A 26260-nucleotide genomic window follows, 5' to 3' on the forward strand; every position below is an offset into this window, starting at 1 on the left:
CTTGCGCGCGCTCGTCGTGCGAGGTCTTGCCTTGCGAGGTTTCTTGCCGTGACACCGAACCAACCTCACGCCCGGAGGGAAAACATGCGCGCAATGACTTGGCGCCAATGAAGAATTTTAATTGGAAGCGGAACCGCTCCCTAGTCGACGTCGAGGGGCGCGACGCCCGCCGCCTTGCCGTCGGCACCCAGGGTGATCTTCTGGATGCGTGCCTCGGCCTTCTGCAGCAGCCCTTCGCAGTGGCGCTTCAGCGCCTCGCCGCGCTCGTAGATCGCCACCGACTCGTCGAGGGGGACATCCCCCTTCTCCAGGCGGCGCACGATGTCCTCGAGTTGCTCCAACGCCTTCTCGAAGGGCAGGTCGAGGCTCGGCTCGTCCGTACCGGACGTCGACGCAACGGCGGGTCGCGTGACACTCATTCTAAACTACCCCGTGATTCTGACGGTCTAAGCCGCGAGCCCGGAAGCCGACAACCCGATCCGGCCGGCGGATCGTCGTTTCGTCGTCCGGGGCGGCGTTTGCGCCACACCTCGACAGCCCGGTTTCAGGGCGACGACGGGCAGCAGGCCCGAAGCCGGATCGGATTGTCCTGGAAGAGCTTACGCGACGACTTGGAGGCCGGCGCTGAAGTCCAGCCGAAACGGCGCCCCCTCGAAGGCCTCCGCGCCACGACCGATCTCCGCGATCGCCGCGACCATGCGGCCTTCGCGGCCCAGCATGCGGTCGGCGAGGGCCACGAACAGGGCGTTGGGCGTCGCCGACGGGGCGGCCGCGCGAAGCGCCCGGGCGATCTCGGCCTCGTCGCGGTCCGGGGCCAGGGCGCAGGCGACGATGTAGGCCGCCGCCGTCGAGCGGCTGATCCCCGCATAGCAGTGGATCAGCAGGGGCTGGGTCCGGTCCCAGGCTCTCGCGAAGTCGAGGATCTGCGCGATGTGGGGCTCGCCCGGCGTGACGTGCCCCTCCATCGGCGCGACGATGTCGCTGACCTCCACGACGCAGTGGCGTCCCTCCGGGATGCCCGCCGGTCGGGCGATCGCGGTGCCGACCTTCATCAGGGTCATCAGATGGGTCGCGCCGGACCCGTCGAGCGTGTCGGGAAGCCGCGACAGGGGGCAGACCTCGAGATGCGGCATCAGGCGGGCTCCGGGGGCGCGCGGACGGGGACAGGGGCGAGGACGTGGAAACGCGCGAGGAAGCGGGCCTGCGCCACGTCGGTGGGCCAGGGGACCAGCAGTGCCTCGGCCTCGGGACCGAGGGGCGCGCAGGCGCCAAAGATCGCATCGGCCTCCGGCCCGGAGAATCCGGCCAGACGCGTCGCCTCGTGATAGGCGGCGACGCCGTCGGCCCGCTTGACCAGGGCGGACAGCGCCGCGCCCGGTTCGGGAAGCCCGAAGCGCTCGCGGATGGCAGCGAGGAGCCGTCGCTCCACCGCCTTGTAGGAATCGCCGATCGCCGCCTTGAAGGGCGAGATGATGTCGCCGATGACGTATTCGGGGGCATCGTGCAGCAGCAGCTCGAGGCCGTCGCCGGCGCCGAGGCCCGGCGCCTCCCCGCGGCCGATGGCCTCCACCAGCAGGGCGTGCTGGGCCACGGAGAAGACGTGCGGCCCGGCCGTCTGCCCGTTCCAGCGGGCGACGCGGGCGAGCCCGTGGGCGATGTCGGCGATCTCGATGTCGCGGGGGGCCGGGTCGAGGAGGTCGAGGCGGCGCCCCGACAGCATCCGCTGCCAGGCGCGGCCGGGCGCGCCGCTCATGCCGGGCCCCCGACGACCTTATCTTCATGGATCCGCCCCCCGAGGGCGGCGCAGGGCCCGTACCGATGGCAGCCGACGAGGTGATCGTTGACGAGGCCGACCGCCTGCATGAACGCGTGGACGATGGTCGGGCCGCAGAACGCAAAGCCCTCCGCCTTCAAGGCCTTGGACAGCTTTCGCGAGATGTCGGTTTCGGTGGCGATGCCCGCCCGATCCCGCGCCGTCCCCTGGATCGGCGCGCCGTCGACGAAGTCCCAGAGGAAGGCCGCGAAGCCCGTCCCGCGCGCCTCGATGGCGAGGTAGGCCCGGGCGCCCGCGATCGTGCCGACGATCTTGGCTCGGTTCCGGATGATGCCGGTATCCTGCATCAGCCGCGCCACATCGGCCTCGGTGAAGCGTGCGATCGCCTCCGGGTCGAAGCCCGCGAAGGCGCGACGGAAGCCCTCGCGCCGGCGCAGGATGGTGATCCAGGACAGGCCGGCCTGGAAACCGTCGAGGATCAGCTTCTCGTAGAGGGCACGGCCGTCCCGCTCCGGAACACCCCATTCGGTGTCGTGATAGGCGACGTAGACGGGGTCCAGCCCGGCCCACCAGCAGCGGGCGCAGCCGTCGGGATGGGGGATCAGGCCGGAGGCGTCGGTCAGCATCGCCGAGGGTTTAGCCGGGCGCGGCGGCGCCGTCGATGTCGGGGTGCGCTCAGCCGGCCGGCGCCGTCTCGGGGAACGGAAACGTGGCGAAGGCCGGCTTCTCGACGCCGACCGGAACCGTGCCCGCCCGCAGGGGCTCGCCGGCCGCCAGGGCGTCGGCGAGGCGGTCGAGGCGGAGGAGACCGAGGGCCCGCCCGCCCGCGACGCTGCCGACGGTGCCGAGTGCGCGCTGTCCGGCGGTGATCTCGGCCCCGGTCTGGAGTGCTTCGTCCGAGACCGCGACCAGCGGGACGATCCGGGTCCGGGCCGTCCCGCGATGCTGCATGCGCGAGACCACCTCCTGGCCGACATAGCAGCCCTTGCGGAAGTCGACGCCGCCGATCTGGTCCATCAGGGCCTCGTGCGGGAAGGCGTCCGACCAGGGAAAGTCGCGCCCGCCCTCCGGAATGCCGAGGGCGATGCGGTGGGCGTGGTAATCGGTCTCGGTCGCATCCGCCGAGAAGGCGCCGAGGGCGAAAGTCAGGCGCTCGCCCAGCGCCCCGAGGCGGCCGTCGCGCCGGCGGGTCACCGCGGCGGCGGTCTCGGCCCCGTCCCAGGCGGCGGCCACGCCGAGGGTCGGCGCGAGGGCGATCGTCACCTTGGCGCGCAGGCGGTAGAGCCCGAGGCGCTTGGCGAGGTCAGGCGCACGCTCGGCGGCGGCGTCGAGCTCGAAGCCCTCCGGGGTGCGGCCGACGAGAAAGTCGAACAGGATCTTGCCTTGCGGCGTGAGCAGCGCACCGAGGCGGGCCTCGCCGGGCTCCAGGGTCTCGACGTTGCAGGTCAGCACGCCCTGCAGGAAGCTCGTCGCATCCTCGCCCGAGACGGTGACGACGGCGCGGTCCGGCAGCAGGGCGATCGGCATGGCGACTCCTTAACACAGGCGGCGGCGGCATTGCGCCCCGTCCGGGCCTGACATAAGCCGCCCGCGACCCCGTCTCAATGTGCGTCCGGACCGCGCACGGCCCCAGGAGATTCGGAATGGACCAGCCCTTCGACCTCCTCCTCACCGGCGGCACCGTGGTGAACCAGGACGGCGCGCACCGCGCCGACCTCGGCATCCGCGCCGGCCGCATCGCGGCGATCGGCGACCTCGCGGCGGCCGAGGCCGCCGAGCGGCGCGACTGCACCGGCCTGCACCTGCTGCCCGGCGTCATCGACAGCCAGGTGCATTTCCGCGAGCCGGGACTCGACCACAAGGAAGACCTCGAATCAGGCTCGCGCGCGGCCGTCATGGGCGGCGTGACCACGGTGTTCGAGATGCCGAACACCAACCCGCTCACCACCAGCGCTGAGGCCCTAGCCGACAAGGTCGCCCGGGCCCATCATCGGATGCATTGCGACTTCGCATTCTGGGTCGGCGGCACCCACGAGAACGCGCACCTGGTTCCCGAGCTCGAGCGCCTGCCTGGGGCCGCCGGCATCAAGGTGTTCGTCGGCTCCTCGACGGGCTCGCTGCTGGTCGAGGACGATGCCGGCGTCACCGAGATCCTGAAGCGGACCCGCCGGCGCGCCGCCTTCCACGCCGAGGACGAGCCGATGCTGCGGGCGCAGAAGGACCGGCGCATCCCCGGCGATCCGTCCTCGCACCCGGTCTGGCGCTCACCCGAGGCAGCCCTGACGGCGACCCAGCGCCTCGTGCGCATCGCCCGGGCCACCGGCGCGCGCATCCACATCCTGCACATCTCGACCAAGGAAGAGATGGCGTATCTCGCCGGAGCGAAGGACGTGGCGACCTGCGAGGTGACACCCCATCACCTCACCCTCGACGGCGACGAGGCCTATGCCCGCCTCGGCACCCTGGTGCAGATGAACCCGCCGGTGCGCGGGGCCGACCACCGCGACGGCATCTGGCACGGCCTGTCCCAGGGCGTCGCGGACATCCTCGGCTCCGACCACGCACCGCACCTGCTGGAGGAGAAGGCCAAGCCCTATCCGGATTCGCCCTCGGGCATGACCGGAGTGCAGACCCTGGTGCCGATCATGCTCGACCATGTCGCCGCCGGACGGCTGTCCCTGGCCCGGTTCGTCGACCTCACCAGCGCCGGCCCGAAGCGGCTGTTCGGCATCGCCCGGAAAGGGCGGCTCGCCGTCGGCTACGACGCCGACGTGACGGTGGTGGACCTCAAGCGTCGGGAGACCATCCGCAACGACTGGATCGCCTCGAAATGCGGCTGGACGCCCTATGACGGCGTCACCGTGACGGGCTGGCCGGTGGGCACCCTGGTGCGCGGCCACGGCGTAATGTGGGAGGGGGCCCTGACCGCGCCGTCCTGCGGCGAGGCGGTGCTGTTCGAAGAGGCTCTGCGTCCGGCCTGAGGCCGGCGCAGCAAAAAGGGCAGGCGCCCGGCGCCTGCCCTTTGGTTCTTCGCGCCGGTGGAACGCCGCGGCGCCCCGACATCGACTTCGTTATGGCTTCGGCCTCGCCAAGGCTCGGGCTTCGTCGAGGCTCGGGCCTCGTTAAGGCTTGGGCTTCGTTAATGCTGCGGGCTGGTGGTGAAGGCGCCGCCGCGGATGCGGTCCGGAAAGCCCTCGGCGTAGCGGGCAGTGGCTTCCTCGCCATAGGTCGTGACGAGTTCCTGGAAGGCCGCGAACAGGGCGGCCTGGGCCATGCAGTCGCCGTCGAGCCCGTCGAGACAGCCTTCGGCGAACGCTTCCGAGACGTAGCTCAGGGCGACGCGCTTGTCGTCGAGATCCGCCTCGAAGGGCGCGGAGACCGTATCCATGTGCATGGGCCACATCATCGTTTGCGCCGGTGAACGACCCGGCGAGTAACCACGAGGATAGGGCGATCGGTGGAGTTCGCAAAGCCAGGAATTGCGAAGCGGTTAACGCGGGTGCTCAAATTCTCCGTTTTCGCCTGCGGCCCGGACGCTGTGGCCAACCGGCATCACTACCCGCCGAACCGGCTCGCCAGGGCGTGCGACAGGCGCTCGCCCTCGGCCACGTAGCGGGCGGCCGCCTCGTTCGCGGCGGGGGTACAGACCCGGTAGGTCAGGCTGTAGCCGCGATAGCCGCGATTGTAGGCGCCGGCGAGACGGTCGCGCCGGCTGGGGGTCACGCCCTCGGCCTCCATCAGGGCCTTCATCCGGGCCGGCCACTCGGCGGCATCGGGCGCGGCGCAGAGGTCGCGCAGGAACGCGAGGGAGCCGATGACCTCCGAGAGGCGGAGCAGGTCGCGGTCGTAGGGCGCCGGCGGCGGCTCGGGCGGGGGCGGCGGCTCCTTCTCCTTCTCGGCCGGCTTCGGTGCAGCCCGGGACGAGCCGCCGCGGGATTGCTGGGCGAACCCGGCCTCCGGCACGGCCATCAGCACGGCGAGGCCGCACAGGACCGCGATCCCCGCACCACGACCCTTCACGCCGCGGGCTCCGCGCGTCGGGCAGCCCGGGCGAAGGCTTCGCGAACGGTCCCGGCGAGACCGGGGGTCGTCGCCAGGGTCTCGAGCTCGGCAAGGGTGGACCAGCGCACGCCCAGGGCTTCCGGGCCGGCCACGGGCTCGCCGCCGGTCCAGAGGGCCGCGTGGGGATGGACGACGTAGTGGTGGCGCACGCGGCCCTCGGCGTCGCGCAGGATGATCTCGGTGGGGCTGAGCACGCCCACCACCTCGGCCGACAGCCCGACCTCTTCCTGCAATTCGCGCAGGGCCGCCTCGGCGAGAGCCTCCCCCGCCTCGACGAGGCCGCCGGGAAGGGTCCAGACGCCGCGCATCGGCTCGTTGGCCCGGGCGGCGAGGAGCACCCGGTCGTCGCGCAGGACCGCGATCGAGGTGCCGACGAAGGGTCGCGTCGGGAACAGGCGCGACTCGGCCGCCTCCGGATCGGTCGCGCTCATGGCGTCACCACGGCGATGCGCCCGTCGGCGAGGCCGACGAGGAGCCGGGCGGCCGGGCCCCGGCCGAGGCTGGCGAGGCCGAAGGCGGCGAGCCCGGGCAGGGCTGCGCGCGACCGCTCGCGGATGCCCTCCTTCAGGGAGAGGATCGCCACGGCGCTCCGGTCGGCGATCGGCAGGGCCAGCTCGGGCGCGCCCTCGCGCTCCGGCTCGACCAGGGCCGCGAGGTCGACCTCGCCCTCGCCCGGCGAGACGTTGGTGTAGCCCGGTGCCGCCCGGACCAGGCGCAGGGCGCCGGCCTCCAGGGCCCAGAGCTGCAGCTGGCCGGCGCCGTCGGGGGCCGCCACGGCCGCGATCTGCGGTCGGCCGCTGCCGGAGAAATCCGCGATGGCGGCCGGCTTCAGGGGCTGGCCTCCCGGACCGGCTGCCTGATCCGGACCGCGGGCCATCAGGGTCCAGGCCGCTCCGGAGGCCGCCGCACCGGGCTCCGCCTTGGCGAACAGGGCGAGGGCGGCCCCGCCCGCGGGCGCGACCGTGACCGCGAGGACGACGGGCTTGCCGTCCAGCCGGGCGATCCGCGGTCGCCGCAGGGCGAAGGCCGCGTCGGGCGCGGCGGACAGGGTGGTGGTGACGATCGGCACCGGCTTCGGGTCGCCCCCCATCGCCACCGGCTGACGCTCGCGGATCACGAGGGCGCCGGCCTGCTCGGGGCCGCCGGCCAGGGCCGGCCGGGGATCCGCCAGATGGACGCTCAAGGGGCCCGAGACCGCGCGCCGGGAGCCGGGCAGGGCGCCGCGCGGGGTCTCGGCGGTCGCCAGACCGTCCACCGCCTCGGCGCCGAGCAGGGTGGTGGTCACCTGTCCGTCGACGAGGCTGAGGGCTGCGCCGCCGGCGTCGCCCCAGACCACGGCGATCGGCGCCTCGGGCTCGGGCGTGGCCGGATCGGCGCTGCGGGAGCGGGCGAGGGGCAGCAGGCCGGAGGTCGCCACCGCGATCGCGACCTCGCTGCCGGGTCCCCGCAGGGCACGGGCCCGGAAGGGCAGGTCGAGGATCGTCACCGACGGCTCCGCGCAGGCGGGGGACGCGCCGATCAGCAGCCCGATGAGAAGCGCGCGGCGCGCCCCCCGTTCAGACATGCTGGCCGCCGTTGATGTGCAGTTCGGCGCCGTTCACGTAGGAGGAGGCCTCGGTGCACAGGAAGTAGATCGCCTTGGCGACCTCGTCGGGCGTGCCGAGCCGGCGCTGCGGGATGCCGGCCACGATCTTGTCCGTGCCGGGCGACAGGATCGCGGTGTCGATCTCGCCCGGCGAGATCGCGTTCACGCGGACGCCGAGGGGGCCGAAATCGCTCGCCATCTCCCGGGTCAGGCCGGCCAGGGCCGCCTTGGAGGTGCCGTAGGCGGCGCCCGCGAAGGGGTGCACGCGGGAACCCGCGATCGACGTGACGTTGACGATGGAGCCCTTGGCCCGGGTCAGCTCCTCGCAGAGGCCGCGGGCCAGGAGGAGGGGGGCGAACAGGTTGACCTGGAACACCCGCTGCCAATCGCCGAACTCGGTGGCGATGGCGCCCAGGCGCTCGCCCTGCGGGCCCTTCGGCGAGATGCCGGCATTGTTGACCAGCGCGTGCAGGAGGCCGCCCTCGGCGGCGAGGCGCCCGGCCACCTCCTCGATGCCCCGCACCGTATCCTGGGGGTCGGACAGATCGACCTGGAGGTGATCCTCCGGGCCCATCTCCCAGGGACAGTTCTCCGGAAAGGGATGGCGCGAGCAGGTGATCACCCGCCAACCGGCGGCCGAGAACCGTTTGACGGTGGCGTGGCCGATTCCACGGCTCGCCCCCGTGAGCAGCATGATGCGCCGGCGTTCGTTGGATGAGGCCAAGACCGTTCCTTCAGGATCGGGAGGCGTCCGGCCGGCGGAACCGCCGTGCCGCCGCGAAGCCCCCACGCCACGCTCAGGTCTAAGCGGCGCGGGGGCTAAAATCCAGGGTCATCCCGCGACGCACCAAGTGGCCGGCGTGCGGAGGGCCAGGGGCCGCCGATCCACCTCAGGGATAGAGGCGCGCCCCGCGCCAAATCCCGCCGCCGGAGGTCTCGCCGTCGGAGGTCTCGCCGTCGCGGGTGAAGCGGACGCGATCGTGCAGGCGGAACGCGCCGTTCTGCCAGAACTCGATCGAGACCGGTGCGATGCGAAAGCCCGTCCAGTTCTCCGGACGCGGCACCGGGCCCTCCCCGTAGCGCTCGGCGAGGGCCTCGACCTCGCGCTCGAGGGTCGCCCGATCGGCCAGGGGACGCGACTGGCGGCTCGCATGGGCCCCGAGGCGGCTGTTGCGGGCGCGGCTGGCGAAGTAGGCATCCGCTTCCTCCGCCGTGACGCGGGTCACGGGGCCGCGGGCGCGGACCTGACGCCCCAGGCTCTTCCAATGCAGCACCAGGGCCGCCTGCGGGTTCTCGCGCAGCTCGTCGCCCTTGGCGGAATCGACGTTGGTGTAGAACACGAATCCGCGCGCATCGACGCCCTTCAGCAGCACCACGCGCACGTCGGGCAGGCCGTCGGCGCCGGCCGTGGCCAGCGCCATCGCGTTGGGATCATTGGGTTCCGAGGCCTCGGCCTCGGCCATCCAGGTCGCGAACAAGGCCCACGGATCGGTGGCGCGGGTGAAGTCGCCGCCGGCCCCGGTGGCGTCCCCGTTCGCGCTGCGGGAAGCGGGATCATCGATCCTTAACCGTTCCAAGGCGTAATCCTGTGGTGAGATCCGGGTCGGGGGCACCGACGTGGGACACGAACGTTTCGGCCCAACACGTCGTTTGAGATCAGGTGTAATGCGTCGGCGCGACTGTAAAGCCCAGGCCGTCCCGGAAATTCATATCCGCCGCCGGTCGCGGACCGTGCCGCGACGGGCCACGCGGGCCATCGGCCTCAGCGTGCTGCTCGGTTTGAGCGGTTGCGGCCTGCCGATCATCACCTTCCAGGCGGAGGAGACGGCGGCCAGCGCCGTGGCGGAGGTGGCCAAGCGCGGCGACAAGGCGAGTGCGGCCCCGTCGGACGAGCCGACGGTCACGGGCAGCATCGACAAGCGTCCGCTGGGCTTCGGCAACGATCTGGGCGTCGAGGATTGGCGCCGCGCCAACGCGGCGCTCGCCGTCGCCCTCGATCCGCAGGGCAACGGCCGCCCGGTGAGGTGGGACAATCCGGAAACCACCCTGCGCGGCTCGGTGAACCCCACCGGCCTGCCCTACGTCGCCAACGACCTCGTCTGCCGCGACTTCCTGGCCTCCGTCATCTCGCCGGCGGGCAGCCGCTTCGTGCGCGGCACCGGCTGCAAGCCCTCCGGCGGCGACTGGACCCTGACCAAGGTGCGGACGGCGAAGGCGGCGTCCTGAGGGCCGTCGCGGAAGGCCGCGGCGGGTCCGTCCGGATCGCAGGGCGAACAGAAGCGTTGACGCCGCGCCAATCGCAGCGAATTCTCGCGCGAGACCGTTGCAGAGAAGCAACAGGCCGTCCACATGACAGACGAATCCGAAGGAGCCGGGCCCGTGCCCGGTCCCAGGCGGCACCGAGAATCCTGAAGACCGATGCGAAATCCCTACGATGTGCTGGGTGTCTCCAAGGGCGCCAGCGAAGCCGATATCAAGAAGGCCTACCGCAAGCTCGCGAAGGCCTACCATCCCGACCGCAACCAGGACGACGCCAAGGCCAAGGACCGCTTCGCGGAGGCCAGCAGCGCGTACGAGATCCTGGGTGATGCGGGCAAGCGCGCGCAGTTCGACCGCGGCGAGATCGACGCGGACGGCAAGCCGCGCGCGACGGGTTTCGAGGGCTTCGGCGGATTCGGCGGCGGGCGCGGCGGCGGCGGCGGTGGGGGGTTCGACTTCGAGAGCGCCGCGCGCGGCCGCGCCCCCGGCGGGGGCGGCGGCATCGGCGAGGACATCTTCTCCCACCTGTTCGGCGACGCCTTCCGGGCGGCCGGTGCCGGGCCCGGTGGCCCGCAGCGCGGCCCCGTGAAGGGCGAGGACGTGGCGGCCGAGCTCAGCGTGACCCTGGAGCAGGTCGCCAGCGAGGAGAAGCTGCGCCTGTCCCTGCCGGGCGGGCGCGACGTGGACGTGGTGGTGCCCAAGGGCGTGGTCGACGGCCAGACCATCCGCCTGCGCGGCCTCGGCAACCCGGGCGGCCTGCGGGGCGCGCCGGGGGATGCGCTGCTGACGATCCGCATCCTGCCCCATGCGCGCTTCACCGTGGACGGCGCGGATCTGCGCGGCACCGTGGACGTGTCCCTGGAGGACGCGATCCTCGGCGGCCCGATCCGGGTACCGACGCTCACCGGCGCCGTCGAGATGAAGATCCCGCCGATGACCGGTTCGGGCCGGACCTTCCGTTTGCGGGGCAAGGGCCTGCCGAAGAAGGACGGGACCCGGGGCGACCTCCTGGCGGTCACGGCCGTGATGCTGCCCACCGGCGAGGATCCGGCGCTCACCGAGTTCGCCCGCGCCCGGCGCGCGGCCAAGGCGGGCTGACGCGACCGCCCGGCGGACCAGGCCGATCCCGACGCCTCCGGCCGGATGCGCGACGGCACTCCGGCGCTGTCAGGCCCCGGACTTCCGTCCCAGGCGCGCCTCCGCTAAGGATGCCCGGCGCGAACACGCCGATCCGTCGCCCGACGGGCCCGACGGCACGCGCCACGGCTCTCGCTCAGGTGACACATGGCGGACACGCACCCGGTTCACGATCACGTCGGCAGTCTTCTCGCCGGCAAGCGCGGCCTGGTGCTCGGTGTCGCCAACAACCGCTCGATCGCCTGGGGTATCGCCAAGAGCGCGGCCGCCCACGGCGCCAAGCTCGCGTTCACCTACCAGGGCGACGCCCTCAAGAAGCGCGTCGAGCCCCTGGCACGGGAACTCGATGCCCACGTGGTCGGGCATTGCGACGTCACCGATCCGGCCTCGATCGACGCGGTCTTCGCCGCCACCGCCGAGGTGTTCCCCGAAGGCATCGACTTCGTCGTCCACTGCATCGCCTTCTCGGACAAGGACGAGCTGACGGGCCGCTACGTCGAGACCTCCGAGGCGAACTTCACCAAGTCGCTCCTGATCTCCTGCTACTCGTTCACGGCCATCGCCCAGCGCGCCGAGAAGCTGATGCCGAACGGCGGCTCGCTGCTCACGCTGACCTATTACGGCGCCGAGAAGTGGATGCCGCACTACAACGTCATGGGCGTGGCCAAGGCCGCTCTCGAGGCCTCCGTGCGCTACCTCGCGGCCGATCTCGGCCCCTCGAAGATCCGCGTCAACGCCATCTCGGCGGGCCCGATCAAGACGCTGGCCGCCTCCGGCATCGGTGACTTCCGCTACATCCTAAAGTGGAACGAGTACAACGCCCCCCTGCGGCGCACCGTGACCATCGAGGAGGTCGGCGAGACCGCCACCTACCTCGTCTCGGACATGAGCAAGGGCATGACCGGCGAGATCCTCCACGTCGATGCCGGCTACCACGTCGTCGGCATGAAGAACCCGGAAGCCCCGGACCTCAGCCTCGACAAGGACTGACGCGACCGACGGCCTTCAGTCGTCCTCGGCGAAGGCACCGAACAGCTTCAGGCCCTCGATCCAGGTCGCGCCCTCGCGCCTGATCACCCGGTGGGGGCGCGTCCCGCCCTCCGCCAGGATGGCGTCGGCCAGCCGTTCGGAATGGGTCACCAGCCAGACCTGCGTCCGCGCGGAGGCCTTCACGATCAGGCGGGCGAGGGGCGCCAGCAGGTCCGGATGCAGGTCGGGATAGCCGCCGCCATCCTGAACGGTGCCGAGTACGGTCTCGGACGGCAGCAGGTCGCCCCCGAGGCTGCGCTTGCGCCCCTCCCCGTCGCGCAGGAAGCCGCCCGGGCCGTGGCGGTGGAGCAGAGTGGCGGGGCGCCGGGCCAAGATCCGGCGAAGCCGCTCGGTCTTGAGTTCGGGCTCGAGGGGAAAGCCGGCCGCGGCTGCGGGCGGCTTGCAGCCGACCTCGACGGCATAATCGTAGGCCAGGCCGCTGACATCGTCGGCGAGTTCGACGCTCCAGCGACTCCGAGCGGACTCGTGGACCTTGCGCGCCCCGGCCCAGCTCACGGAGTCCAGGCTGCCTTCGGCCACGAGATTTCGGATCAGGGTGTCCGTCGCAGCCGATTGCAGGCATTCCAGGGCCCGGTAGAGATTGGTCTTGCCGACGCCGTTGGCGCCGATGAAAACCGAGAGGGACCCCAGCGGGAAGCGGATCGCGTGCAGCGAGCGGGACCCCGACACGGCGACGTCGCGAACAGCCAGCATGCGCGCTCCCATCGACCGCTCGGGCCTCGCGAGATCCGGAACGCAACGATGGATTGCGGTGGGGCGCCGGGTCAATCCGGAACGGTCATCCCGGAGATGCCCGTCTGCGCCTCGGGAAATCGCGGATCCATCGCCTCCAGGGTGTCGGCGATGGTGCGGGCGATGAGGAGGTTGCGGTACCACTTCCGGTTGGCCGGGACCACGTGCCAGGGGGCATGCGACGTCGAGCACGCGGTCAGCGCATCCGCGAAGGCCGCCTGGTAGGCGTCCCAGGACCGGCGTTCCACGAGATCGGCCGGATCGAACTTCCAGTGCTTGTCCGGGTTCGCGATGCGCGCCTCGAGCCGCTCCTTCTGCTCGTCCTTCGAGATGTGGAGGAAGAACTTGAGCACGGTGGTGCCGGCGGCGGCGAGCATCCGCTCGAAATCATTGATCTGGTCGTAGCGGGCCCGCCAGACCGGCTCCGGCACGAGATCCTTCACCCGCACCACGAGGACATCCTCGTAATGGCTCCGGTTGAACACGTTGATCATGCCGCGCGCCGGCGCCTTGGCGTGGTAGCGCCAGAGGAAGTCGTGGTCGCTCTCCTCGGCGCTGGGCACCTTGAAGGACCACACCCGGCAACCCTGCGGGTTGACCCCCTCGAAGACCGCCCGGATCGTGCCGTCCTTGCCGCCCGTGTCGATGGCCTGGAACACCACGAGCAGGCTGCGCTTGTGCTCGGCGTAGAGCCGCTCCTGCAGGGTGGCGATGCGGGCCCGCTCGGTCACCAGCGCCGCCTTGGCCTCCTCCTTGTCGAGGCCGCCATCGGCGTTCGCGTCGATGGCCTCGAGGTCGCAGCGGCTTCCCGGCTGCACCGTGACGATGCCGGCGGCGGCGGGAGCGAGGCGGGGATCGATGGTCTCGCCGGCCGCGGTCGTCCGGCTCTCGGCCTCGCGGGACCAGTGCGCCGCGGACGGGGGGCGGTGCCCGGCCCGGCGGGCCTCGGCCTTCTTGTCCGCCTTGCCGCGGGCGGCCTCCTTGCGGTGCGAAACGTCACGCTGCGACGCGGAAGCTCCGGTTTCTCCCGGACTCTGGCCCCGGCGATGCTTGCCGTGATGCTTCGACATGATGAGACTCGCTTCCGCGGTGGACGGCGGACGGGGGCGGCCGCCGAGATGCAGGGCCAGGATGTGCAAGGCCAGGATGTGAGTGCGAAAACGATAGCCCGGCTCGGCCGTTCCGCCGAACGGCGGGCGTGAGGCCGTGAATCCGATCTACTTCATCCGCCACGGCCAGACCGATTGGAACGCGGAGGGACGCCTCCAGGGCCAGCGGGACATCGACCTGAACGCCGAGGGCCTGCGTCAGGCCGGGGCCGTGGCCGAGCGTCTCGCCGCGGCGGCCGGCGGTGCCGACCTCGCCGCCATGGACTTCGTCGCCAGTCCCCTCACGCGGACCCGCCGGACCATGGAAACGCTGCGGGCGGCCCTGGCCCTCGAACCGGAAGGCTATCGCCGCGATCCGCGCCTGGCGGAGATCAGCTTCGGCGCCTGGGAGGGCTCGACCTGGGCGGAGATCCGGCGCTGGGATCCGGCCGGCGCCCTGGCCCGCGACCGCGACCGCTGGGGCTATCGTCCGCCCGGCGGCACCGGCGAGAGCTATGCCATGCTGGTGGAGCGGGTCACGCCCGCCATCACCGGACTGACGCGGCCCACCGTGATCGTCGCCCATGGCGGCGTCGCCCGGGTGATCCTGGTGATCCGGGGCCACCTCGGCATCCGCGACGCGCCCCGCATCGGAATCCGACAGGGCAGCGTCCTCATCCTCGACCAGGCCGGCTGGCGCTGGGCCTGACCGGCCTCGCCTGCGCGTTCAACCCCGGTTCAAGCCGGCCGCCCAAACGTGCTAGACGCGCCGTGATTTCGGCGCGATCCGGGCGCCTACCCGGCCAAAAGGACGGTTCCCGATCGATCGGGCGCCGGCAGCGGAGCAACGGATGACCAGTCTCGCCGAGACGACCCGGCCCCGGGCGGCAGCGCGCGGGCCTCAGGACACGAGTCCGTCAACGGACGCGGCCGGCCCGCGGGCGGTCCTGCGCGGCGCGGTCCGCCCCGACCTCATCCGCGACGAGACCCTGGGCGAGATCTTCCGCGCGAGCGCCGCGGCACGCCCGGATCATCCAGCCCTGGTCGACGGCGCCCGGACCGGTCCCGAGGGCGCCCATCCGGCCTTCACCTACGCGGAGGTCGAGGCCCAGGCCGGTGCGATCGCCCGCGGCCTCGCCCACCGGGGCATCGGCCCCGGCGACGTGGTCGGCCTCTGGATGGCACGGGGCCCCGACCTGCTGATCGCCCAGATCGGCATCACCCTGTCGGGGGCGGCCTGGCTGCCCTTCGATGCCGAGGCCCCGGCCGACCGCGTCGCGGTCTGCCTGGAGGATGCCCAGGCCAAGGCGCTCCTCGTCTCGCCCGCCCTGGAACCGCAGGCCCCCGCCGGCACGCGGAGCCTGACGGTCGCGGGACTCGCGTCCGCGACGCCGGCGGAGGCCGTGCTCCCCGACCTGCGCGCGGCGGGCCTGACGCCGGAACACCCGGCCTACCTCATCTACACCTCGGGCTCGACCGGCGTGCCGAAGGGCATCGTCATCAGCCACGCCAACATCTGCCACTTCCTGCGCTCGGGGAACGCCCTCTACGGGATGCGACCGGACGACGTGGTGTTCCAGGGCGCCTCCGTCGCCTTCGATCTCTCCATGGAGGAGATCTGGGTGCCCTACCTCGTGGGCGCGACGCTGTTCGTGGCCTCGCCGGCCATGATGGGCGACGTCGAGAGCCTGCCGGACATCATCGCCCGGGCCGGCGTCACCGTCCTCGACACCGTGCCGACGCTGCTGGCGATGATCTCCCGGGACCTGCCCACGGTGCGGCTGGTGCTGCTCGGCGGCGAGGCCCTGCCCGAGCCCCTGGTCGCCCGCTGGGCGAGCGGCGCGCGAAAGCTCTTCAACACCTACGGCCCGACGGAGGCCACGGTGGTGGCCACCGCGGCGGAGATGCAACCCGGCGTGCCCGTGACCATCGGCGGGCCGATCCCGAATTATTCGGTGTATGTCGCGGGCGAGGCGCTCGAGCTTCTCGCGCGGGGGCAGCAGGGCGAACTCCTCATCGGCGGCCCCGGCGTCGCCAAGGGCTACCTGAAGCGCCCCGAGCTGAGCGCGGAAAAATTCATCGCCAACCCCTATGCCTCGGATGGCACCGACCCGGTCCTGTACCGCTCCGGCGACGCGGTCTCCCTCGATGCCGCCGGCAACATCCTGTTCCACGGCCGCATCGACGACCAAGTGAAGATCCGCGGCTTCCGGGTGGAGCTCGGCGAGATCGAGTCGCGCATCCAGGTGCTGCCCGGCATCAACCAGGCGGCGGTGGTGCTGCGCCAGGATGACGGGGTCGACCGCCTCGTCGCCTTCCTGGTGCCCGAGCGCGGCACCGAGATCGACCGGGCCGCCCTGCGCCAGACCCTGGCCGAGCAGATGCCGCCCTACATGGTGCCGGGGCATTTCGAGGAGGTCGCGGTGCTGCCGCGCCTGACCTCGGGCAAGGTCGACCGCAAGGCCCTGCGCATCGCCACCCTCACGGTGGCCGACACCGCGGGCGAGCAGGAGCCGCCGCGCAACGAGACCGAGGCCGCGCTGCTCGCCGCGGCCAATCGCATCTTCGGCAACCAGGCGATCCCCTTCGAGGGCGACTTCTTCGCCGATCTCGGCGGCCATTCGCTGCTGGCCGCCCGCTTCGTCGGCGCGGTCCGCGAGGTGCCGGCGCTGGCCGCCATCACCCTGCAGGACGTCTACGGCCAGCGCACCCTGCGGGCCATGGCGGACACCCTCATCGCCCGCACGGGCGGCGTCGGCACCGAGATGGCGATCCGCGATCTCAGCTTCCCGGCGCCGTCCCTCCGGCGCCGCTTCCTCTGCGGCCTCGCCCAGGCGGCGGCCCTGCCCTTCGTCATCGCGCTGGCCACGGCGCAGTGGCTCGGCATCTTCGTGACCTACCTGCTGCTCACCGGCGGCGGGCTCGGGTTCTTCGGCGAGCTCGGCGTGCTGCTGCTGGTCTATATCGGCATCAACGCCGTCACGGCCGCCATCGCGGTGGCGGCCAAGTGGCTGATCCTCGGGCGAACCCGGCCCGGGCGCTATCCCCTCTGGGGCGTCTACTACTACCGCTGGTGGCTGGCGCAGCGGCTGACGCCGCTCGTCCACATCAAGTGGCTGCAGGGCTCGCCCGCCATCGTGTTCTACCTGCGGCTGCTGGGCGCCGACATCGGCAAGGACGCGCTGATCTCCGACGCGGAGATCGGTGCGCCGGACCTCCTCAGCGTCGGCCCCGGCGCCTCGCTGGGCGGCCGCCTCGTCATCGCCAATGCGGAGGTGGTGGGCGACGCGCTGATCATCGGCCGCGTGCGCATCGGCGCCGACGTCGCCATCGGCACCTCCTGCGTCATCGGGCCCGACACGGTCCTCGGCGACCATGCCGAGATCGGCGACCTCACCACCATCCCGACCGGCACGCGGGTGGGGGCGGCCGAGATCTGGGACGGCTCGCCCGGGCGCAAGGTCGGCGAGGCCGACCCGGAGGCGCTGCCCGCGCCGGCCACGGCCTCGCCCCGGCGGCGCTTCGCCTTCGCGGCCCTCTACGCCTTCCTCCTGGCGGCGATCCCCGCCATCGGCCTGCTGCCGATCTTCCCGGCCTTCTACATCTTCGACCAGCTCAGCGACTCCCTCGGGGACATCACCGACATCGACTATCACTGGTACCTGCCCCTGCTGACCTGGCCAACCGCCATGCTGATGACGGCGGGCACGGTGCTGCTGATCGCGGCGATCCGCTGGCTGGCGCTGCCCCGCGTCTCCTCGGGCACCCACTCGATCTACAGCGGCTTCTACCTGCGCAAATGGGCCGTGGCCCTGGCCGCGGAGGTGACGCTGGAGACGCTCTCCTCCCTGTTCGCCACCGTCTACATGCGGGCCTGGTACCGCCTGATGGGCGCCCGGATGGGGCAGGGGGCCGAGATCTCCACCAACCTCGCCGGGCGCTACGACCTCGCGGATATCGGCGCGCGCAACTTCATCGCCGACGAGGTGGTGTTCGGCGAGGAGGAGATCCGGCGCGGCTGGATGTCGATGCACGAGGTCCATACCGGCGCGCGCGTCTTCGTCGGCAACGACGCGGTGGTCCCGCCGGGAGCGGTGATCCCCGAGGACGTGCTCATCGGCATCAAGTCGAAGCCGCCCGCGAACGAATTGATGACGCCGGGCGACACCTGGTTCGGCTCGCCGCCGATCAAGCTGCCCTCGCGCCAGCGGGTCGACCTCGGCTCGAACACCCAGACCTACGAGCCCGGCATCGGGCCCAAGCTCCGGCGCGGCATCTTCGAGGCGTTCTCGACCTCGTTCTCGCCGATGCTGTTCATCACCCTCGCGATCTCGGCGATCGATTTCTACTTCTACCCGGCGATCCTGGCCCAGGACTGGACCGGCCTCGCGATCAGCTTCGTGGCGGTTTCCGTCGCCATCGCCTTCATCCAGTCCTTCACGGTGATCGCGGTGAAGTGGCTGCTGATGGGCGTCTACAAGCCCGGCATGCAGCCGATGTGGTCGTGGTGGGCCATGCGCACCGAGGCCGTCGCGGTGCTCTACTGGGGCCTGGCCGGCAAGGTGCTGCTGGAGCACCTCGTCGGCACCCCGTTCCTGCCCTGGATGCTGCGCCTCCTCGGGGTGAAGATCGGGCAGGGCGTCTGCATGCTGACCACCGACATCACCGAGTTCGACTGCGTCACCATCGGCGACTACGCCACCATCAACCGCACCTCCGCCCTGCAGACGCACCTCTACGAGGACCGCATCATGAAGGTCGGCCGGGTCGAGGTCGGCCGGGGCGTGTCGGTCGGCGCCTTCTCGACGGTGCTCTACGACACCAAGGTCGGCGACTACGCCCGCCTGCGCCCCCTCACCATCGTGATGAAGGGCGAGTCGATCCCGGCCCATTCGGAGTGGGAGGGAGCCCCGGCGGTGCCTGTGGTGCACGCAGCGGCGTGAGGGCGGGACTACGATAAAAAAACGGCGGCGCTCCTTTTGCAGAGTGCCGCCGCTTATCAACTCGATCGATGTTCGTTGTGACGAGTCAGCTGGACCGCTAAGGCCATCTTTTACCAAGGCACTGAGCAACCTTCGCTGTTCCGTTTCCGACGCGACTCACCCAGGCACGGAGTTGCTCTTCCGTAACGTTGAATCGGCTCGTCCAGTAGCGGATCTCCCAAGCCTCGCTAAGGCTTACCTTGCTCGGATCCTCTGGACCGCGACGTTCCAAATCATCATTCATGGCGCTTCCTCAGGTTGCGCCATGAAGGATAGTCATCCCTCAAATCAACTTCAAGTAGCATAATCCCTATGCCACCTCGGGCTTCGGGCCGAGGCGCTTGTCGAGGTAGGTGTCGACGGTCTGGGTCAGCTCGTCGACCTTGCCGTCGAAGAAGTGGTTCGCGCCCTCCACCATCTGGTGCTCGATGATGACGCCCTTCTGGGTCTTCACCTTCTCGATCACCGGCATGACCTCGCGGGCCGGGGCGACCCGGTCCTCGGAACCGTGCACGAACAGGCCCGAGGACGGGCAGGGCGCCAGGAAGGTGAAATCGTAACGGTTGGCCATCGCGGCGATCGAGATGAAGCCCTCGATCTCGGGGCGGCGCATCAGCAGCTGCATGCCGATCCAGGAGCCGAACGAGACGCCGGCGATCCAGCAGGCGCGGGCTTCCGGGTTCACCGACTGCACCCAGTCGAGGGCCGAGGCCGCGTCGGACAGCTCGCCCGTGCCGTGGTCGAACGCGCCCTGGCTGCGGCCGACGCCGCGGAAGTTGAAGCGCAGGGCCGCGAAGCCGCGATTGGCGAAGGTGTAGAAGAGATTGTACACGATTTGGTTGTTCATCGTGCCCCCGAATTGCGGGTGCGGATGCAGCACGATCGCGATCGGAGCGCCCTTCTTCTTAGGGGCCTGGTAGCGCCCCTCGAGACGGCCGGCGGGACCGGTGAAGATGACTTCGGGCATGGAAACCAACACTCCTGAGCGGATGTCCCGGGCGGGCATCGCGCGGTGGATCGCCGACGCGATGGCAACACGCGCGCGTCCGACGCCTGGGCAAAGCCGTGAGGCGTGCCTTGACTCGTCCGGCCACGAACCTAAAAGCGCTCTTAGAATAATTCTAGCGAACTAGAATCGTTCTAAACAAGCGTCGGTCGAGCCAGCTTCGGATCGGCGCGTTCCCCGCACGACGGGTGACCGGAACACGTATCGTGTCCGCGCCTTAGCATGATCGTGGGGGGCAAAAGCAAGGATTTGTCGCTTTCGCACTTGACGCCGCCAGTGGTTTTTCCCGGATGACTTCGCCCCGCGCCTATCTCGACCACAATGCGACCTCACCGGTTCGGCCGGAGGTCGCGGCTGCCGTGGTGCAGGCGCTGAGCCTGCCGGGGAACCCCTCGTCGGTGCACGCGGAGGGCCGGGCGGCGCGCGCCGCCCTGGAGCGCGCCCGCGACGCTGTGGCCCGGCGGGTCGGTGCGGGTGGGGGACGCGTGGTGTTCACGAGCGGCGGCACCGAGGCGGCCAACGCGGTCCTGTCCGGCGCCCTGGCGCGGGCGGGTTATTCCGCACCAACACGCCTCCTCCTCGGCGCCACCGAGCACCCCTGCGTCTCGGACGGCCACCGCTTCCCGGCGGAGGCGGTCGACCGCGTGCCGGTGGACGCCGCGGGCCTGGTCGATCTCGGCGCGCTGGAGAGGCTGCTGCGCCGGCATGCCGACGCGGACGTGCTGATCTCGATCCATGCGGCCAACAACGAGACCGGCGTGATCCAGCCGCTGGCGGCGATCGTGGCCCTGGCCCGGGCGCATGGCCGCGCCCTGGTGCACACGGACGCGGTCCAGGCCATCGGCAAGATCCCCCTGGACATGGCCGCCCTCGGCCTCGACGCCCTCAGCCTCTCGGGCCACAAGTTCGGCGCCCCGAAGGGCATCGGCGCCCTGGTACTCGCCGCGGGCGTGACCCTCAGCACGGGCTTCCTGCGCGGGGGCGGTCAGGAGGCGCGCCTGCGCGGCGGCACCGAGAACCTGCCCGGCATCGTCGGGCTCGGGGTCGCGGCGGACCTGGCCGATCCCGCATCCGCGGACCGCCTCACGGATCTGCGCGACGGCCTCGAGGCGGGCCTGCGCGCCTGCGCGCCCGACCTCGTCGTGTTCGGCGCCGACGCCCCGCGCCTGCCCAACACCCTGTGCTTCGCCGTTCCGGGGATCGATGCCCCGACGGCGCTGATGACGCTCGACCTGTCGGGCGTCGCGATCTCGTCCGGCTCGGCCTGCGCCTCCGGCAAGGTCGCCCGCTCGCCCGTCCTCGCAGCCATGGGCGTCACCCCTGCGCTGGCCGCAGGGGCCCTGCGCGTGAGCCTCGGGTGGAACAGCACCGAAAGCGACGCAGCGCGGTGTCGCGCCGCCTGCGAACGCCTGGTGGAGACCCTATATCGACGGCAGGGGCACGCGGCGTGAGTGCCGCCTTCCCAAGCCATCCGACCCACACCCGGCCCTTGACGCCGGGCATGTCAGGAGACGTTTAATGCCTGCAGTGCAGGAAACCATCGACCGGGTCCGCTCGATCGACCTCGACCAGTACAAGTACGGGTTCGAGACCACCATCGAAATGGAGAAGTCCGAGAAGGGCATCTCCGAGGACGTGATCCGCTACATCTCGGCCAAGAAGGACGAGCCCGAGTGGATGCTGGCCTGGCGCCTGGACGCCTACAAGCGCTGGCAGACCATGCAGGAGCCCGCCTGGGCGCGGGTCTCCTACGACAAGGTCGACTACAAGAACATCTACTACTACGCGGCCCCGAAGCGTCCGGCGGCCCTGTCCCTGGACGAGATCGATCCCGAGATCCTGAAGACCTACGAGAAGCTCGGAATCCCGCTCCGCGAAGTCGAGGTGCTGGAGGGTATCGCCCCCGAGCGCCGGGTCGCGGTCGACGCCGTGTTCGATTCGGTCTCGGTGGCCACCACCTTCAAGGCCGAGCTGTCGAAGGCCGGCGTGATCTTCATGCCGATCTCCGAGGCCATCCGCGAGTACCCTGACCTGGTGCGCAAGTACCTCGGCTCGGTCGTGCCCGTGACCGACAACTTCTTCGCGACCCTGAACTCGGCGGTCTTCTCCGACGGCTCGTTCGTCTATATCCCGCCGGGCGTACGCTGCCCGATGGAGCTGTCGACCTACTTCCGCATCAACGAGCGCGACACCGGCCAGTTCGAGCGCACGCTGATCATCGCCGACAAGGGCTCGTACGTCTCGTACCTCGAGGGCTGCACCGCCCCGAAGCGCGACGACAACCAGCTCCATGCCGCCGTGGTCGAGCTCGTGGCCCTCGACGACGCCGAGATCAAGTACTCGACCGTCCAGAATTGGTACCCGGGCGACAACGAGGGCAAGGGCGGGATCTACAACTTCGTGACGAAGCGCGGCGATTGCCGCGGCGCCAACTCGAAGATCTCCTGGACGCAGGTTGAGACCGGTTCGGCGATCACCTGGAAGTACCCGTCCTGCATCCTGCGCGGCGACAATTCCCGCGGCGAGTTCTACTCGATCGCGGTGTCGAACGGCATGCAGCAGGTCGATTCCGGCACCAAGATGATCCACCTCGGCAAGAACACCACCAGCCGGATCATCTCGAAGGGCATCTCGGCCGGGCGCTCGCAGAACACCTACCGGGGCCTCGTCTCGGCGCACCGGAAGGCGACGGGCGCACGCAACTTCACCAACTGCGACTCGCTCCTCATCGGCGACCAGTGCGGCGCGCACACCGTGCCGTACATCGAGTCCAAGAACTCGTCGGCCCAGTTCGAGCACGAGGCCACCACCTCGAAGATCTCGGAAGACCAGATGTTCTACTGCCAGCAGCGCGGCCTCTCCAACGAGGAGGCGACCGCGCTCATCGTCAACGGCTTCGTCCGCGACGTGCTGCAGCAGCTGCCGATGGAGTTCGCCGTCGAGGCCCAGAAGCTGATCTCGATCAGCCTCGAAGGCTCGGTGGGCTAGGATCGCCTCGACCGCGTCCGGCGCGCACTTCCCCTCTCCCGACTGCGGGAGAGGGTGGCCCGCCTGCTTCGGAGGCACCCTTGCCCACCCCCCTGCTTCGCAGGCCCCCTTCGCCGTCGGAGCGGAAGGGTCGCTCCGCGTATCAAGTTTTAGAACGGACTATGCTGCAATGATCGAAATCAAGAACCTCGTGGTCGCCATCGAGGACAAGCAGATCCTCAACGGCCTCAACCTCACCGTGAACGACGGCGAAGTCGCCGCCATCATGGGCCCGAACGGCTCGGGCAAGTCGACCCTGTCCTACGTCATCGCGGGCAAGGAAGATTACGACGTCCTCGACGGCGAGATCCTGCTCGACGGCGAGAACATCCTCGAGATGAGCCCCGACGAGCGCGCGGCCTCGGGCGTGTTCCTGGCCTTCCAGTACCCGCTGGAGATCCCGGGCGTCGGCACCATGACCTTCCTCAAGGCGACCCTGAACGCCCAGCGCCGCGCGCGGGGCGAGGGCGAGCTCACGACCCCCGACTTCATCCGCCGGGTGAACGCCGCGGCGGAGAAGCTCGAGATCAACAAGGACATGCTCAAGCGCGCCCTCAACGTCGGATTCTCCGGCGGCGAGAAGAAGCGCATGGAGATCCTGCAGATGGCCCTGCTGGAGCCGAAGTTCTGCGTCCTCGACGAGACCGATTCCGGCCTCGACATCGATGCCCTGCGCATCGTCTCCGAGGGCGTCAACGCCCTGCGCGCCCAGGGCCGCTCCTTCCTGGTCATCACCCACTACCAGCGCCTGCTGAACCACATCGTGCCGGACGTCGTCCACGTGATGTCCCAGGGCCGCATCGTGAAGTCGGGCGGCAAGGAGCTCGCCCTCGAGCTCGAGGCCTCCGGCTACGCCGAGTACCGCACCGGGGAGGCCGCCTGATCATGGCCGACATCACCTCCCTCCGCACCGCGGCCGAGACCGGGCTGTCCAAGCTCTTCGAAGCCACCAAGATGAAGTACCCCACGGGCGTCTCGATCGCCCGCGAGGAGGCGTTCCGCTACTTCGAGGCGGTCGGCCTGCCCACCCGCCGCGTCGAGGCGTTCAAGTACACCGACCTGCGCTCGGCCTTCCGTGACGCGGCCCATCCGGCCGAGATGCCCTCCGCCGAGGTCGCCCAGGCGGCCGTGGCCAGCGCCAAGGGCTTTGCGGGGATCGAGGCCGTGCGCCTCAGCTTCGTCAACGGCCACCTGATCGAGGCCGAATCCGACCTCGGCCGCATTCCGGCTGGCGTCACCGTCACGCCCCTGACCCAGGCGCTGACCGAGGGCCACGCGCTGCTCGACCGGCTGACGCCGGTGCGCCAGGCCTCCGAGAACCCGATCTACCAGCTCAACACCGCCTTCCTGGCGGATGGTGTGCTGATCGCCGTGGAGCCCGGCGCCAAGGTCGAGACCCCGCTGCACCTGCGCTTCGTCGCCGCCGGAAGCCAGGACTTCTCCACCGCCACCCGCGCCCTCGTGGTGCTGGGGGAGGGCGCCGAGGTCATGGTGCTGGAGAGCCACGAGGGGCCGGACGGCGTCGCCTACCAGCCCAACGACGCCCTTGACGTGACGGTGGCCGACAACGCCACCTTTCGGCATGCCCGCCTGAACGCAGAGGGCCGCGAGACCGTAGCCCTCTCGACGCTCTCGGTGAAGCTCGGCGCGGCCTCGGCGGTCGAGACCGTCAACGTGGTCGTCGGTGGCGTGCTCTCGCGCCACCAGGTCTACCTGAACTTCGCCGGGGCCGACGGCCGCGCGGTGGTGAACGGGGCGGCCATGCTCAACGGCCGGCAGCTCGCCGACACCACCTTCCTGGCCGACCATGCCGGCACCGGCGGCGTCAGCCGCGAGCTGTTCAAGACCGTGGTGGACGGCGAGGCCACGGGCGTGTTCCAGGGCAAGATCATCGTCCAGCAGGCGGCCCAAAAGACCGACGGGAAGATGATGTCGGCTTGCCTCATCCTGTCCGACGACGGGCAGATGATGAACAAGCCCGAACTGGAGATCTTCGCCGACGACGTCGCCTGCGGCCACGGTGCCACCTGCGGCGCCCTCGACGAGGACCTGCTGTTCTACCTGATGCAGCGCGGGCTGCCGAAGGCCCAGGCCGAGAGCCTGCTGGTCCAGGCCTTCCTCGGCGCGGCCATCGAGTCGGTCAGCCACGACGGCGCCCGCGAGGCGCTGGTAGGCACCATCGAGGCGTGGCTCGCGGCGCGCGGCTGATCGCACCCCGCCAACGGCCCTTCCCCGCCACGGGGGAGGGCCGCGCGCGTCCGACACCACACAGGTCCACCTATGAACGCACCCGTCCCGAACACCCCCTACGACGTCGAGGCGATCCGGGCCCAGTTCCCGATCCTCGCCGAGAAGGTTTATGGCCGGCCGCTCGTCTATCTCGACAACGCGGCCTCGTCACAGAAGCCGCGCGCCGTCATCGACGCCATGGTGACCTGCATGGAGACGGGCTACGCCAACGTCCATCGCGGCCTGCACTTCATGGCGAACGCCGCCACGGAGGGCTTCGAGGGCGCGCGCGAGACCACGCGGCAGTTCCTCAACGCCGACTCCACCGACGAGATCATCTTCACCCGCAACGCCACCGAGGCCTACAACCTCGTGGCCTCGTCCATGGGCTGGGCCGGCCTGATCGGGGACGGGGACGAGATCATCCTCTCGATCATGGAGCACCATTCCAACATCGTGCCCTGGCACTTCCTGCGCGAGCGGCGGGGGGCGGTGATCAAGTGGGCGCCCGTGGACGACGCGGGCAACTTCCTCGTCGAGGAGTACGAGAAGCTGTTCACGCCCCGCACCAAGATGGTGGCGATCACCCACATGTCGAACGTGCTGGGCACGGTGACGCCGGCCCGGGAGATCGTGCGCATCGCCCATGCCCACGGCGTGCCGGTGCTCCTGGACGGGGCCCAGAGCGCCGTCCACACGCCGATCGACGTGAAGGCGCTCGACTGCGACTTCTTCGTCTTCACCGGCCACAAGGTCTACGGCCCCACCGGCATCGGCGTCCTCTACGGCAAGAAGGAATGGCTGGAGCGGCTTCCCCCCTACCAGGGTGGCGGCGAGATGATCCGCACGGTCAGCCAGGATTCGGTCACCTACAACGATCCGCCGCACCGCTTCGAGGCCGGCACGCCGGCGATCGTCGAGGCGGTGGGGCTCGGTGCCGCGCTCGAATTCATGATGGGCGTCGGGCGCGACCGGATCGCCGCCCACGAGGCGTCCCTGCTCGCCTATGCGCAGGATCGCCTCGGCGCGATGAATTCCCTGCGGATGATCGGGACGGCCCGGGACAAGGGTGGCGTCATCGCCTTCGAGATGAAGGGGGCGCATGCCCACGACATCGCCACCGTGATCGACCGCTACGGCGTCGCGATCCGGGCGGGGACGCACTGCGCCATGCCTCTTCTCACCCGCTTCGGCGCGACCTCCACCTGTCGCGCCTCCTTCGGCCTGTATAATACCACGCAGGAAGTGGACGCCCTCGCCGAGGCCTTGGCCAAGGCCGAGATGATGTTCGCCTGACGCATTCCGGCGGCGCGCGGGTCGCGGAAGCGC

26 protein-coding genes are annotated in these 26260 nt (G+C 70.6%); 11 read left to right on the forward strand and 15 right to left on the reverse strand.

What is annotated here, in order from left to right:
• Positions 1–140: 140 nt before the first annotated feature.
• The 5 genes from CRT23_RS24420 to CRT23_RS24440 all read right to left on the reverse strand — a co-directional run bounded on the left by CRT23_RS24420 (position 141) and on the right by CRT23_RS24440 (position 3301).
• A complete protein-coding gene (locus CRT23_RS24420) occupies positions 141–419 on the reverse strand; it encodes an exodeoxyribonuclease VII small subunit (RefSeq protein WP_103712171.1) in 279 nt (92 codons plus the stop codon).
• A gap of 180 nt (positions 420–599) precedes the next feature.
• Complete coding sequence (locus tag CRT23_RS24425; RefSeq protein WP_103712172.1) at positions 600–1133, reverse strand: protein tyrosine phosphatase; 534 nt, start codon at positions 1131–1133, stop codon at positions 600–602.
• The gene (locus CRT23_RS24430) at positions 1133–1753 is read right to left on the reverse strand and encodes an HD family hydrolase (RefSeq protein WP_103712173.1); all 621 of its coding nucleotides are present in this window, start codon (positions 1751–1753) and stop codon (positions 1133–1135) included. The genes CRT23_RS24425 and CRT23_RS24430 overlap by 1 nt, the downstream gene beginning before the upstream one ends.
• On the reverse strand, positions 1750–2400 hold the full coding sequence (locus tag CRT23_RS24435) for a DNA-3-methyladenine glycosylase I (RefSeq protein ID WP_103712174.1): 651 nt from the start codon (positions 2398–2400) through the stop codon (positions 1750–1752). The genes CRT23_RS24430 and CRT23_RS24435 overlap by 4 nt, the downstream gene beginning before the upstream one ends.
• A gap of 49 nt (positions 2401–2449) precedes the next feature.
• Complete coding sequence (locus CRT23_RS24440) at positions 2450–3301, reverse strand: folate-binding protein YgfZ (protein WP_103712175.1); 852 nt, start codon at positions 3299–3301, stop codon at positions 2450–2452.
• A 116-nt stretch (positions 3302–3417) separates the two neighbouring features.
• On the opposite strand from CRT23_RS24440, the gene CRT23_RS24445 reads away from it, so the two are divergent.
• A complete protein-coding gene (locus CRT23_RS24445) occupies positions 3418–4755 on the forward strand; it encodes a dihydroorotase (protein ID WP_103712176.1) in 1338 nt (445 codons plus the stop codon).
• 158 nt (positions 4756–4913) lie between these two features.
• Here CRT23_RS24445 and CRT23_RS24450 read toward each other — a convergent pair whose 3' ends face one another.
• The 6 genes from CRT23_RS24450 to pdxH form a co-directional block, all read right to left on the reverse strand.
• Positions 4914–5177 (reverse strand): hypothetical protein, encoded by a 264-nt coding sequence (locus CRT23_RS24450; RefSeq protein WP_244472504.1) that lies wholly within the window; start codon positions 5175–5177, stop codon positions 4914–4916.
• Positions 5178–5329: 152 nt separating this feature from the next.
• Positions 5330–5743 carry a TIGR02301 family protein gene (locus tag CRT23_RS24455; protein ID WP_103712197.1) on the reverse strand — a complete coding sequence of 138 codons (414 nt, stop codon included), beginning with the start codon at positions 5741–5743 and terminating at the stop codon, positions 5330–5332.
• A 47-nt stretch (positions 5744–5790) separates the two neighbouring features.
• The gene (locus CRT23_RS24460; protein ID WP_055954096.1) at positions 5791–6267 is read right to left on the reverse strand and encodes an NUDIX hydrolase; all 477 of its coding nucleotides are present in this window, start codon (positions 6265–6267) and stop codon (positions 5791–5793) included.
• Positions 6264–7400 carry a hypothetical protein gene (locus tag CRT23_RS24465; RefSeq protein ID WP_103712177.1) on the reverse strand — a complete coding sequence of 379 codons (1137 nt, stop codon included), beginning with the start codon at positions 7398–7400 and terminating at the stop codon, positions 6264–6266. The genes CRT23_RS24460 and CRT23_RS24465 overlap by 4 nt, the downstream gene beginning before the upstream one ends.
• Positions 7393–8115, reverse strand: a complete 723-nt coding sequence (locus tag CRT23_RS24470; protein ID WP_055954102.1) for an SDR family oxidoreductase — start codon at positions 8113–8115, stop codon at positions 7393–7395. The genes CRT23_RS24465 and CRT23_RS24470 overlap by 8 nt, the downstream gene beginning before the upstream one ends.
• A gap of 196 nt (positions 8116–8311) precedes the next feature.
• Positions 8312–8983, reverse strand: a complete 672-nt coding sequence (pdxH, locus tag CRT23_RS24475) for a pyridoxamine 5'-phosphate oxidase (RefSeq protein ID WP_210202101.1) — start codon at positions 8981–8983, stop codon at positions 8312–8314.
• Between the two features lie 169 nt (positions 8984–9152).
• Between pdxH and CRT23_RS24480 the strand changes: the two genes are divergently transcribed.
• From CRT23_RS24480 to fabI, 3 genes are all read left to right on the forward strand, one after another.
• Positions 9153–9647, forward strand: a complete 495-nt coding sequence (locus CRT23_RS24480) for an RT0821/Lpp0805 family surface protein (RefSeq protein WP_245436560.1) — start codon at positions 9153–9155, stop codon at positions 9645–9647.
• Between the two features lie 192 nt (positions 9648–9839).
• A complete protein-coding gene (locus tag CRT23_RS24485) occupies positions 9840–10778 on the forward strand; it encodes a DnaJ C-terminal domain-containing protein (RefSeq protein WP_103712180.1) in 939 nt (312 codons plus the stop codon).
• Positions 10779–10964: 186 nt separating this feature from the next.
• Positions 10965–11807: an enoyl-ACP reductase FabI gene (gene fabI / locus CRT23_RS24490; RefSeq protein ID WP_103712181.1), complete on the forward strand. Its 843-nt coding sequence runs from the start codon at positions 10965–10967 to the stop codon at positions 11805–11807.
• Between the two features lie 15 nt (positions 11808–11822).
• Here fabI and CRT23_RS24495 read toward each other — a convergent pair whose 3' ends face one another.
• Together CRT23_RS24495 and CRT23_RS24500 are read right to left on the reverse strand one after the other, a co-directional pair.
• On the reverse strand, positions 11823–12560 hold the full coding sequence (locus CRT23_RS24495; RefSeq protein WP_103712182.1) for an AAA family ATPase: 738 nt from the start codon (positions 12558–12560) through the stop codon (positions 11823–11825).
• A gap of 71 nt (positions 12561–12631) precedes the next feature.
• Positions 12632–13669 carry a polyphosphate kinase 2 family protein gene (locus CRT23_RS24500; protein WP_103712198.1) on the reverse strand — a complete coding sequence of 346 codons (1038 nt, stop codon included), beginning with the start codon at positions 13667–13669 and terminating at the stop codon, positions 12632–12634.
• Between the two features lie 136 nt (positions 13670–13805).
• Between CRT23_RS24500 and CRT23_RS24505 the strand changes: the two genes are divergently transcribed.
• On the forward strand, positions 13806–14396 hold the full coding sequence (locus tag CRT23_RS24505) for a histidine phosphatase family protein (protein WP_103712183.1): 591 nt from the start codon (positions 13806–13808) through the stop codon (positions 14394–14396).
• A 142-nt stretch (positions 14397–14538) separates the two neighbouring features.
• Positions 14539–18630, forward strand: a complete 4092-nt coding sequence (locus tag CRT23_RS24510) for a Pls/PosA family non-ribosomal peptide synthetase (RefSeq protein ID WP_103712184.1) — start codon at positions 14539–14541, stop codon at positions 18628–18630.
• A 97-nt stretch (positions 18631–18727) separates the two neighbouring features.
• Here the strand turns inward: CRT23_RS24510 and CRT23_RS24515 are convergent, their stop codons facing one another.
• Positions 18728–18913, reverse strand: a complete 186-nt coding sequence (locus CRT23_RS24515; RefSeq protein WP_103712185.1) for a DUF3606 domain-containing protein — start codon at positions 18911–18913, stop codon at positions 18728–18730.
• Between the two features lie 66 nt (positions 18914–18979).
• On the reverse strand, positions 18980–19636 hold the full coding sequence (locus tag CRT23_RS24520) for an alpha/beta hydrolase (protein WP_103712186.1): 657 nt from the start codon (positions 19634–19636) through the stop codon (positions 18980–18982).
• Positions 19637–19965: 329 nt separating this feature from the next.
• Between CRT23_RS24520 and CRT23_RS24525 the strand changes: the two genes are divergently transcribed.
• The 5 genes from CRT23_RS24525 to CRT23_RS24545 all read left to right on the forward strand — a co-directional run bounded on the left by CRT23_RS24525 (position 19966) and on the right by CRT23_RS24545 (position 26227).
• The gene (locus tag CRT23_RS24525) at positions 19966–21126 is read left to right on the forward strand and encodes a cysteine desulfurase family protein (protein WP_103712187.1); all 1161 of its coding nucleotides are present in this window, start codon (positions 19966–19968) and stop codon (positions 21124–21126) included.
• A gap of 67 nt (positions 21127–21193) precedes the next feature.
• A complete protein-coding gene (gene sufB, locus CRT23_RS24530) occupies positions 21194–22663 on the forward strand; it encodes a Fe-S cluster assembly protein SufB (RefSeq protein WP_103712188.1) in 1470 nt (489 codons plus the stop codon).
• A 169-nt stretch (positions 22664–22832) separates the two neighbouring features.
• Positions 22833–23585: a Fe-S cluster assembly ATPase SufC gene (sufC, locus tag CRT23_RS24535; RefSeq protein WP_055954140.1), complete on the forward strand. Its 753-nt coding sequence runs from the start codon at positions 22833–22835 to the stop codon at positions 23583–23585.
• Between the two features lie 2 nt (positions 23586–23587).
• On the forward strand, positions 23588–24910 hold the full coding sequence (gene sufD, locus CRT23_RS24540; protein ID WP_103712189.1) for a Fe-S cluster assembly protein SufD: 1323 nt from the start codon (positions 23588–23590) through the stop codon (positions 24908–24910).
• 72 nt (positions 24911–24982) lie between these two features.
• Positions 24983–26227 carry a cysteine desulfurase gene (locus CRT23_RS24545; protein WP_103712190.1) on the forward strand — a complete coding sequence of 415 codons (1245 nt, stop codon included), beginning with the start codon at positions 24983–24985 and terminating at the stop codon, positions 26225–26227.
• Positions 26228–26260 lie beyond the last annotated feature (33 nt).

Origin of the sequence: Methylobacterium sp. V23, assembly GCF_002917135.1 — a bacterium.
In the GTDB taxonomy this organism is placed as follows: domain Bacteria; phylum Pseudomonadota; class Alphaproteobacteria; order Rhizobiales; family Beijerinckiaceae; genus Methylobacterium.

What these genes read in the sequence shown, in the direction of transcription:
- CRT23_RS24420 (WP_103712171.1), bottom strand. Translation starts at nt 419, where the DNA reads ATGAGTGTCACGCGACCCGCCGTTGCGTCGACGTCCGGTACGGACGAG.
- CRT23_RS24425 (WP_103712172.1), bottom strand. Translation starts at nt 1,133, where the DNA reads ATGCCGCATCTCGAGGTCTGCCCCCTGTCGCGGCTTCCCGACACGCTC.
- CRT23_RS24430 (WP_103712173.1), bottom strand. Translation starts at nt 1,753, where the DNA reads ATGAGCGGCGCGCCCGGCCGCGCCTGGCAGCGGATGCTGTCGGGGCGC.
- CRT23_RS24435 (WP_103712174.1), bottom strand. Translation starts at nt 2,400, where the DNA reads ATGCTGACCGACGCCTCCGGCCTGATCCCCCATCCCGACGGCTGCGCC.
- CRT23_RS24440 (WP_103712175.1), bottom strand. Translation starts at nt 3,301, where the DNA reads ATGCCGATCGCCCTGCTGCCGGACCGCGCCGTCGTCACCGTCTCGGGC.
- CRT23_RS24445 (WP_103712176.1), top strand. Translation starts at nt 3,418, where the DNA reads ATGGACCAGCCCTTCGACCTCCTCCTCACCGGCGGCACCGTGGTGAAC.
- CRT23_RS24450 (WP_244472504.1), bottom strand. Translation starts at nt 5,177, where the DNA reads ATGTGGCCCATGCACATGGATACGGTCTCCGCGCCCTTCGAGGCGGAT.
- CRT23_RS24455 (WP_103712197.1), bottom strand. Translation starts at nt 5,743, where the DNA reads ATGGCCGTGCCGGAGGCCGGGTTCGCCCAGCAATCCCGCGGCGGCTCG.
- CRT23_RS24460 (WP_055954096.1), bottom strand. Translation starts at nt 6,267, where the DNA reads ATGAGCGCGACCGATCCGGAGGCGGCCGAGTCGCGCCTGTTCCCGACG.
- CRT23_RS24465 (WP_103712177.1), bottom strand. Translation starts at nt 7,400, where the DNA reads ATGTCTGAACGGGGGGCGCGCCGCGCGCTTCTCATCGGGCTGCTGATC.
- CRT23_RS24470 (WP_055954102.1), bottom strand. Translation starts at nt 8,115, where the DNA reads ATGCTGCTCACGGGGGCGAGCCGTGGAATCGGCCACGCCACCGTCAAA.
- CRT23_RS24485 (WP_103712180.1), top strand. Translation starts at nt 9,840, where the DNA reads ATGCGAAATCCCTACGATGTGCTGGGTGTCTCCAAGGGCGCCAGCGAA.
- fabI (WP_103712181.1), top strand. Translation starts at nt 10,965, where the DNA reads ATGGCGGACACGCACCCGGTTCACGATCACGTCGGCAGTCTTCTCGCC.
- CRT23_RS24495 (WP_103712182.1), bottom strand. Translation starts at nt 12,560, where the DNA reads ATGCTGGCTGTTCGCGACGTCGCCGTGTCGGGGTCCCGCTCGCTGCAC.
- CRT23_RS24500 (WP_103712198.1), bottom strand. Translation starts at nt 13,669, where the DNA reads ATGTCGAAGCATCACGGCAAGCATCGCCGGGGCCAGAGTCCGGGAGAA.
- CRT23_RS24510 (WP_103712184.1), top strand. Translation starts at nt 14,539, where the DNA reads ATGACCAGTCTCGCCGAGACGACCCGGCCCCGGGCGGCAGCGCGCGGG.
- CRT23_RS24515 (WP_103712185.1), bottom strand. Translation starts at nt 18,913, where the DNA reads ATGAATGATGATTTGGAACGTCGCGGTCCAGAGGATCCGAGCAAGGTA.
- CRT23_RS24520 (WP_103712186.1), bottom strand. Translation starts at nt 19,636, where the DNA reads ATGCCCGAAGTCATCTTCACCGGTCCCGCCGGCCGTCTCGAGGGGCGC.
- CRT23_RS24525 (WP_103712187.1), top strand. Translation starts at nt 19,966, where the DNA reads ATGACTTCGCCCCGCGCCTATCTCGACCACAATGCGACCTCACCGGTT.
- sufB (WP_103712188.1), top strand. Translation starts at nt 21,194, where the DNA reads ATGCCTGCAGTGCAGGAAACCATCGACCGGGTCCGCTCGATCGACCTC.
- sufC (WP_055954140.1), top strand. Translation starts at nt 22,833, where the DNA reads ATGATCGAAATCAAGAACCTCGTGGTCGCCATCGAGGACAAGCAGATC.
- sufD (WP_103712189.1), top strand. Translation starts at nt 23,588, where the DNA reads ATGGCCGACATCACCTCCCTCCGCACCGCGGCCGAGACCGGGCTGTCC.
- CRT23_RS24545 (WP_103712190.1), top strand. Translation starts at nt 24,983, where the DNA reads ATGAACGCACCCGTCCCGAACACCCCCTACGACGTCGAGGCGATCCGG.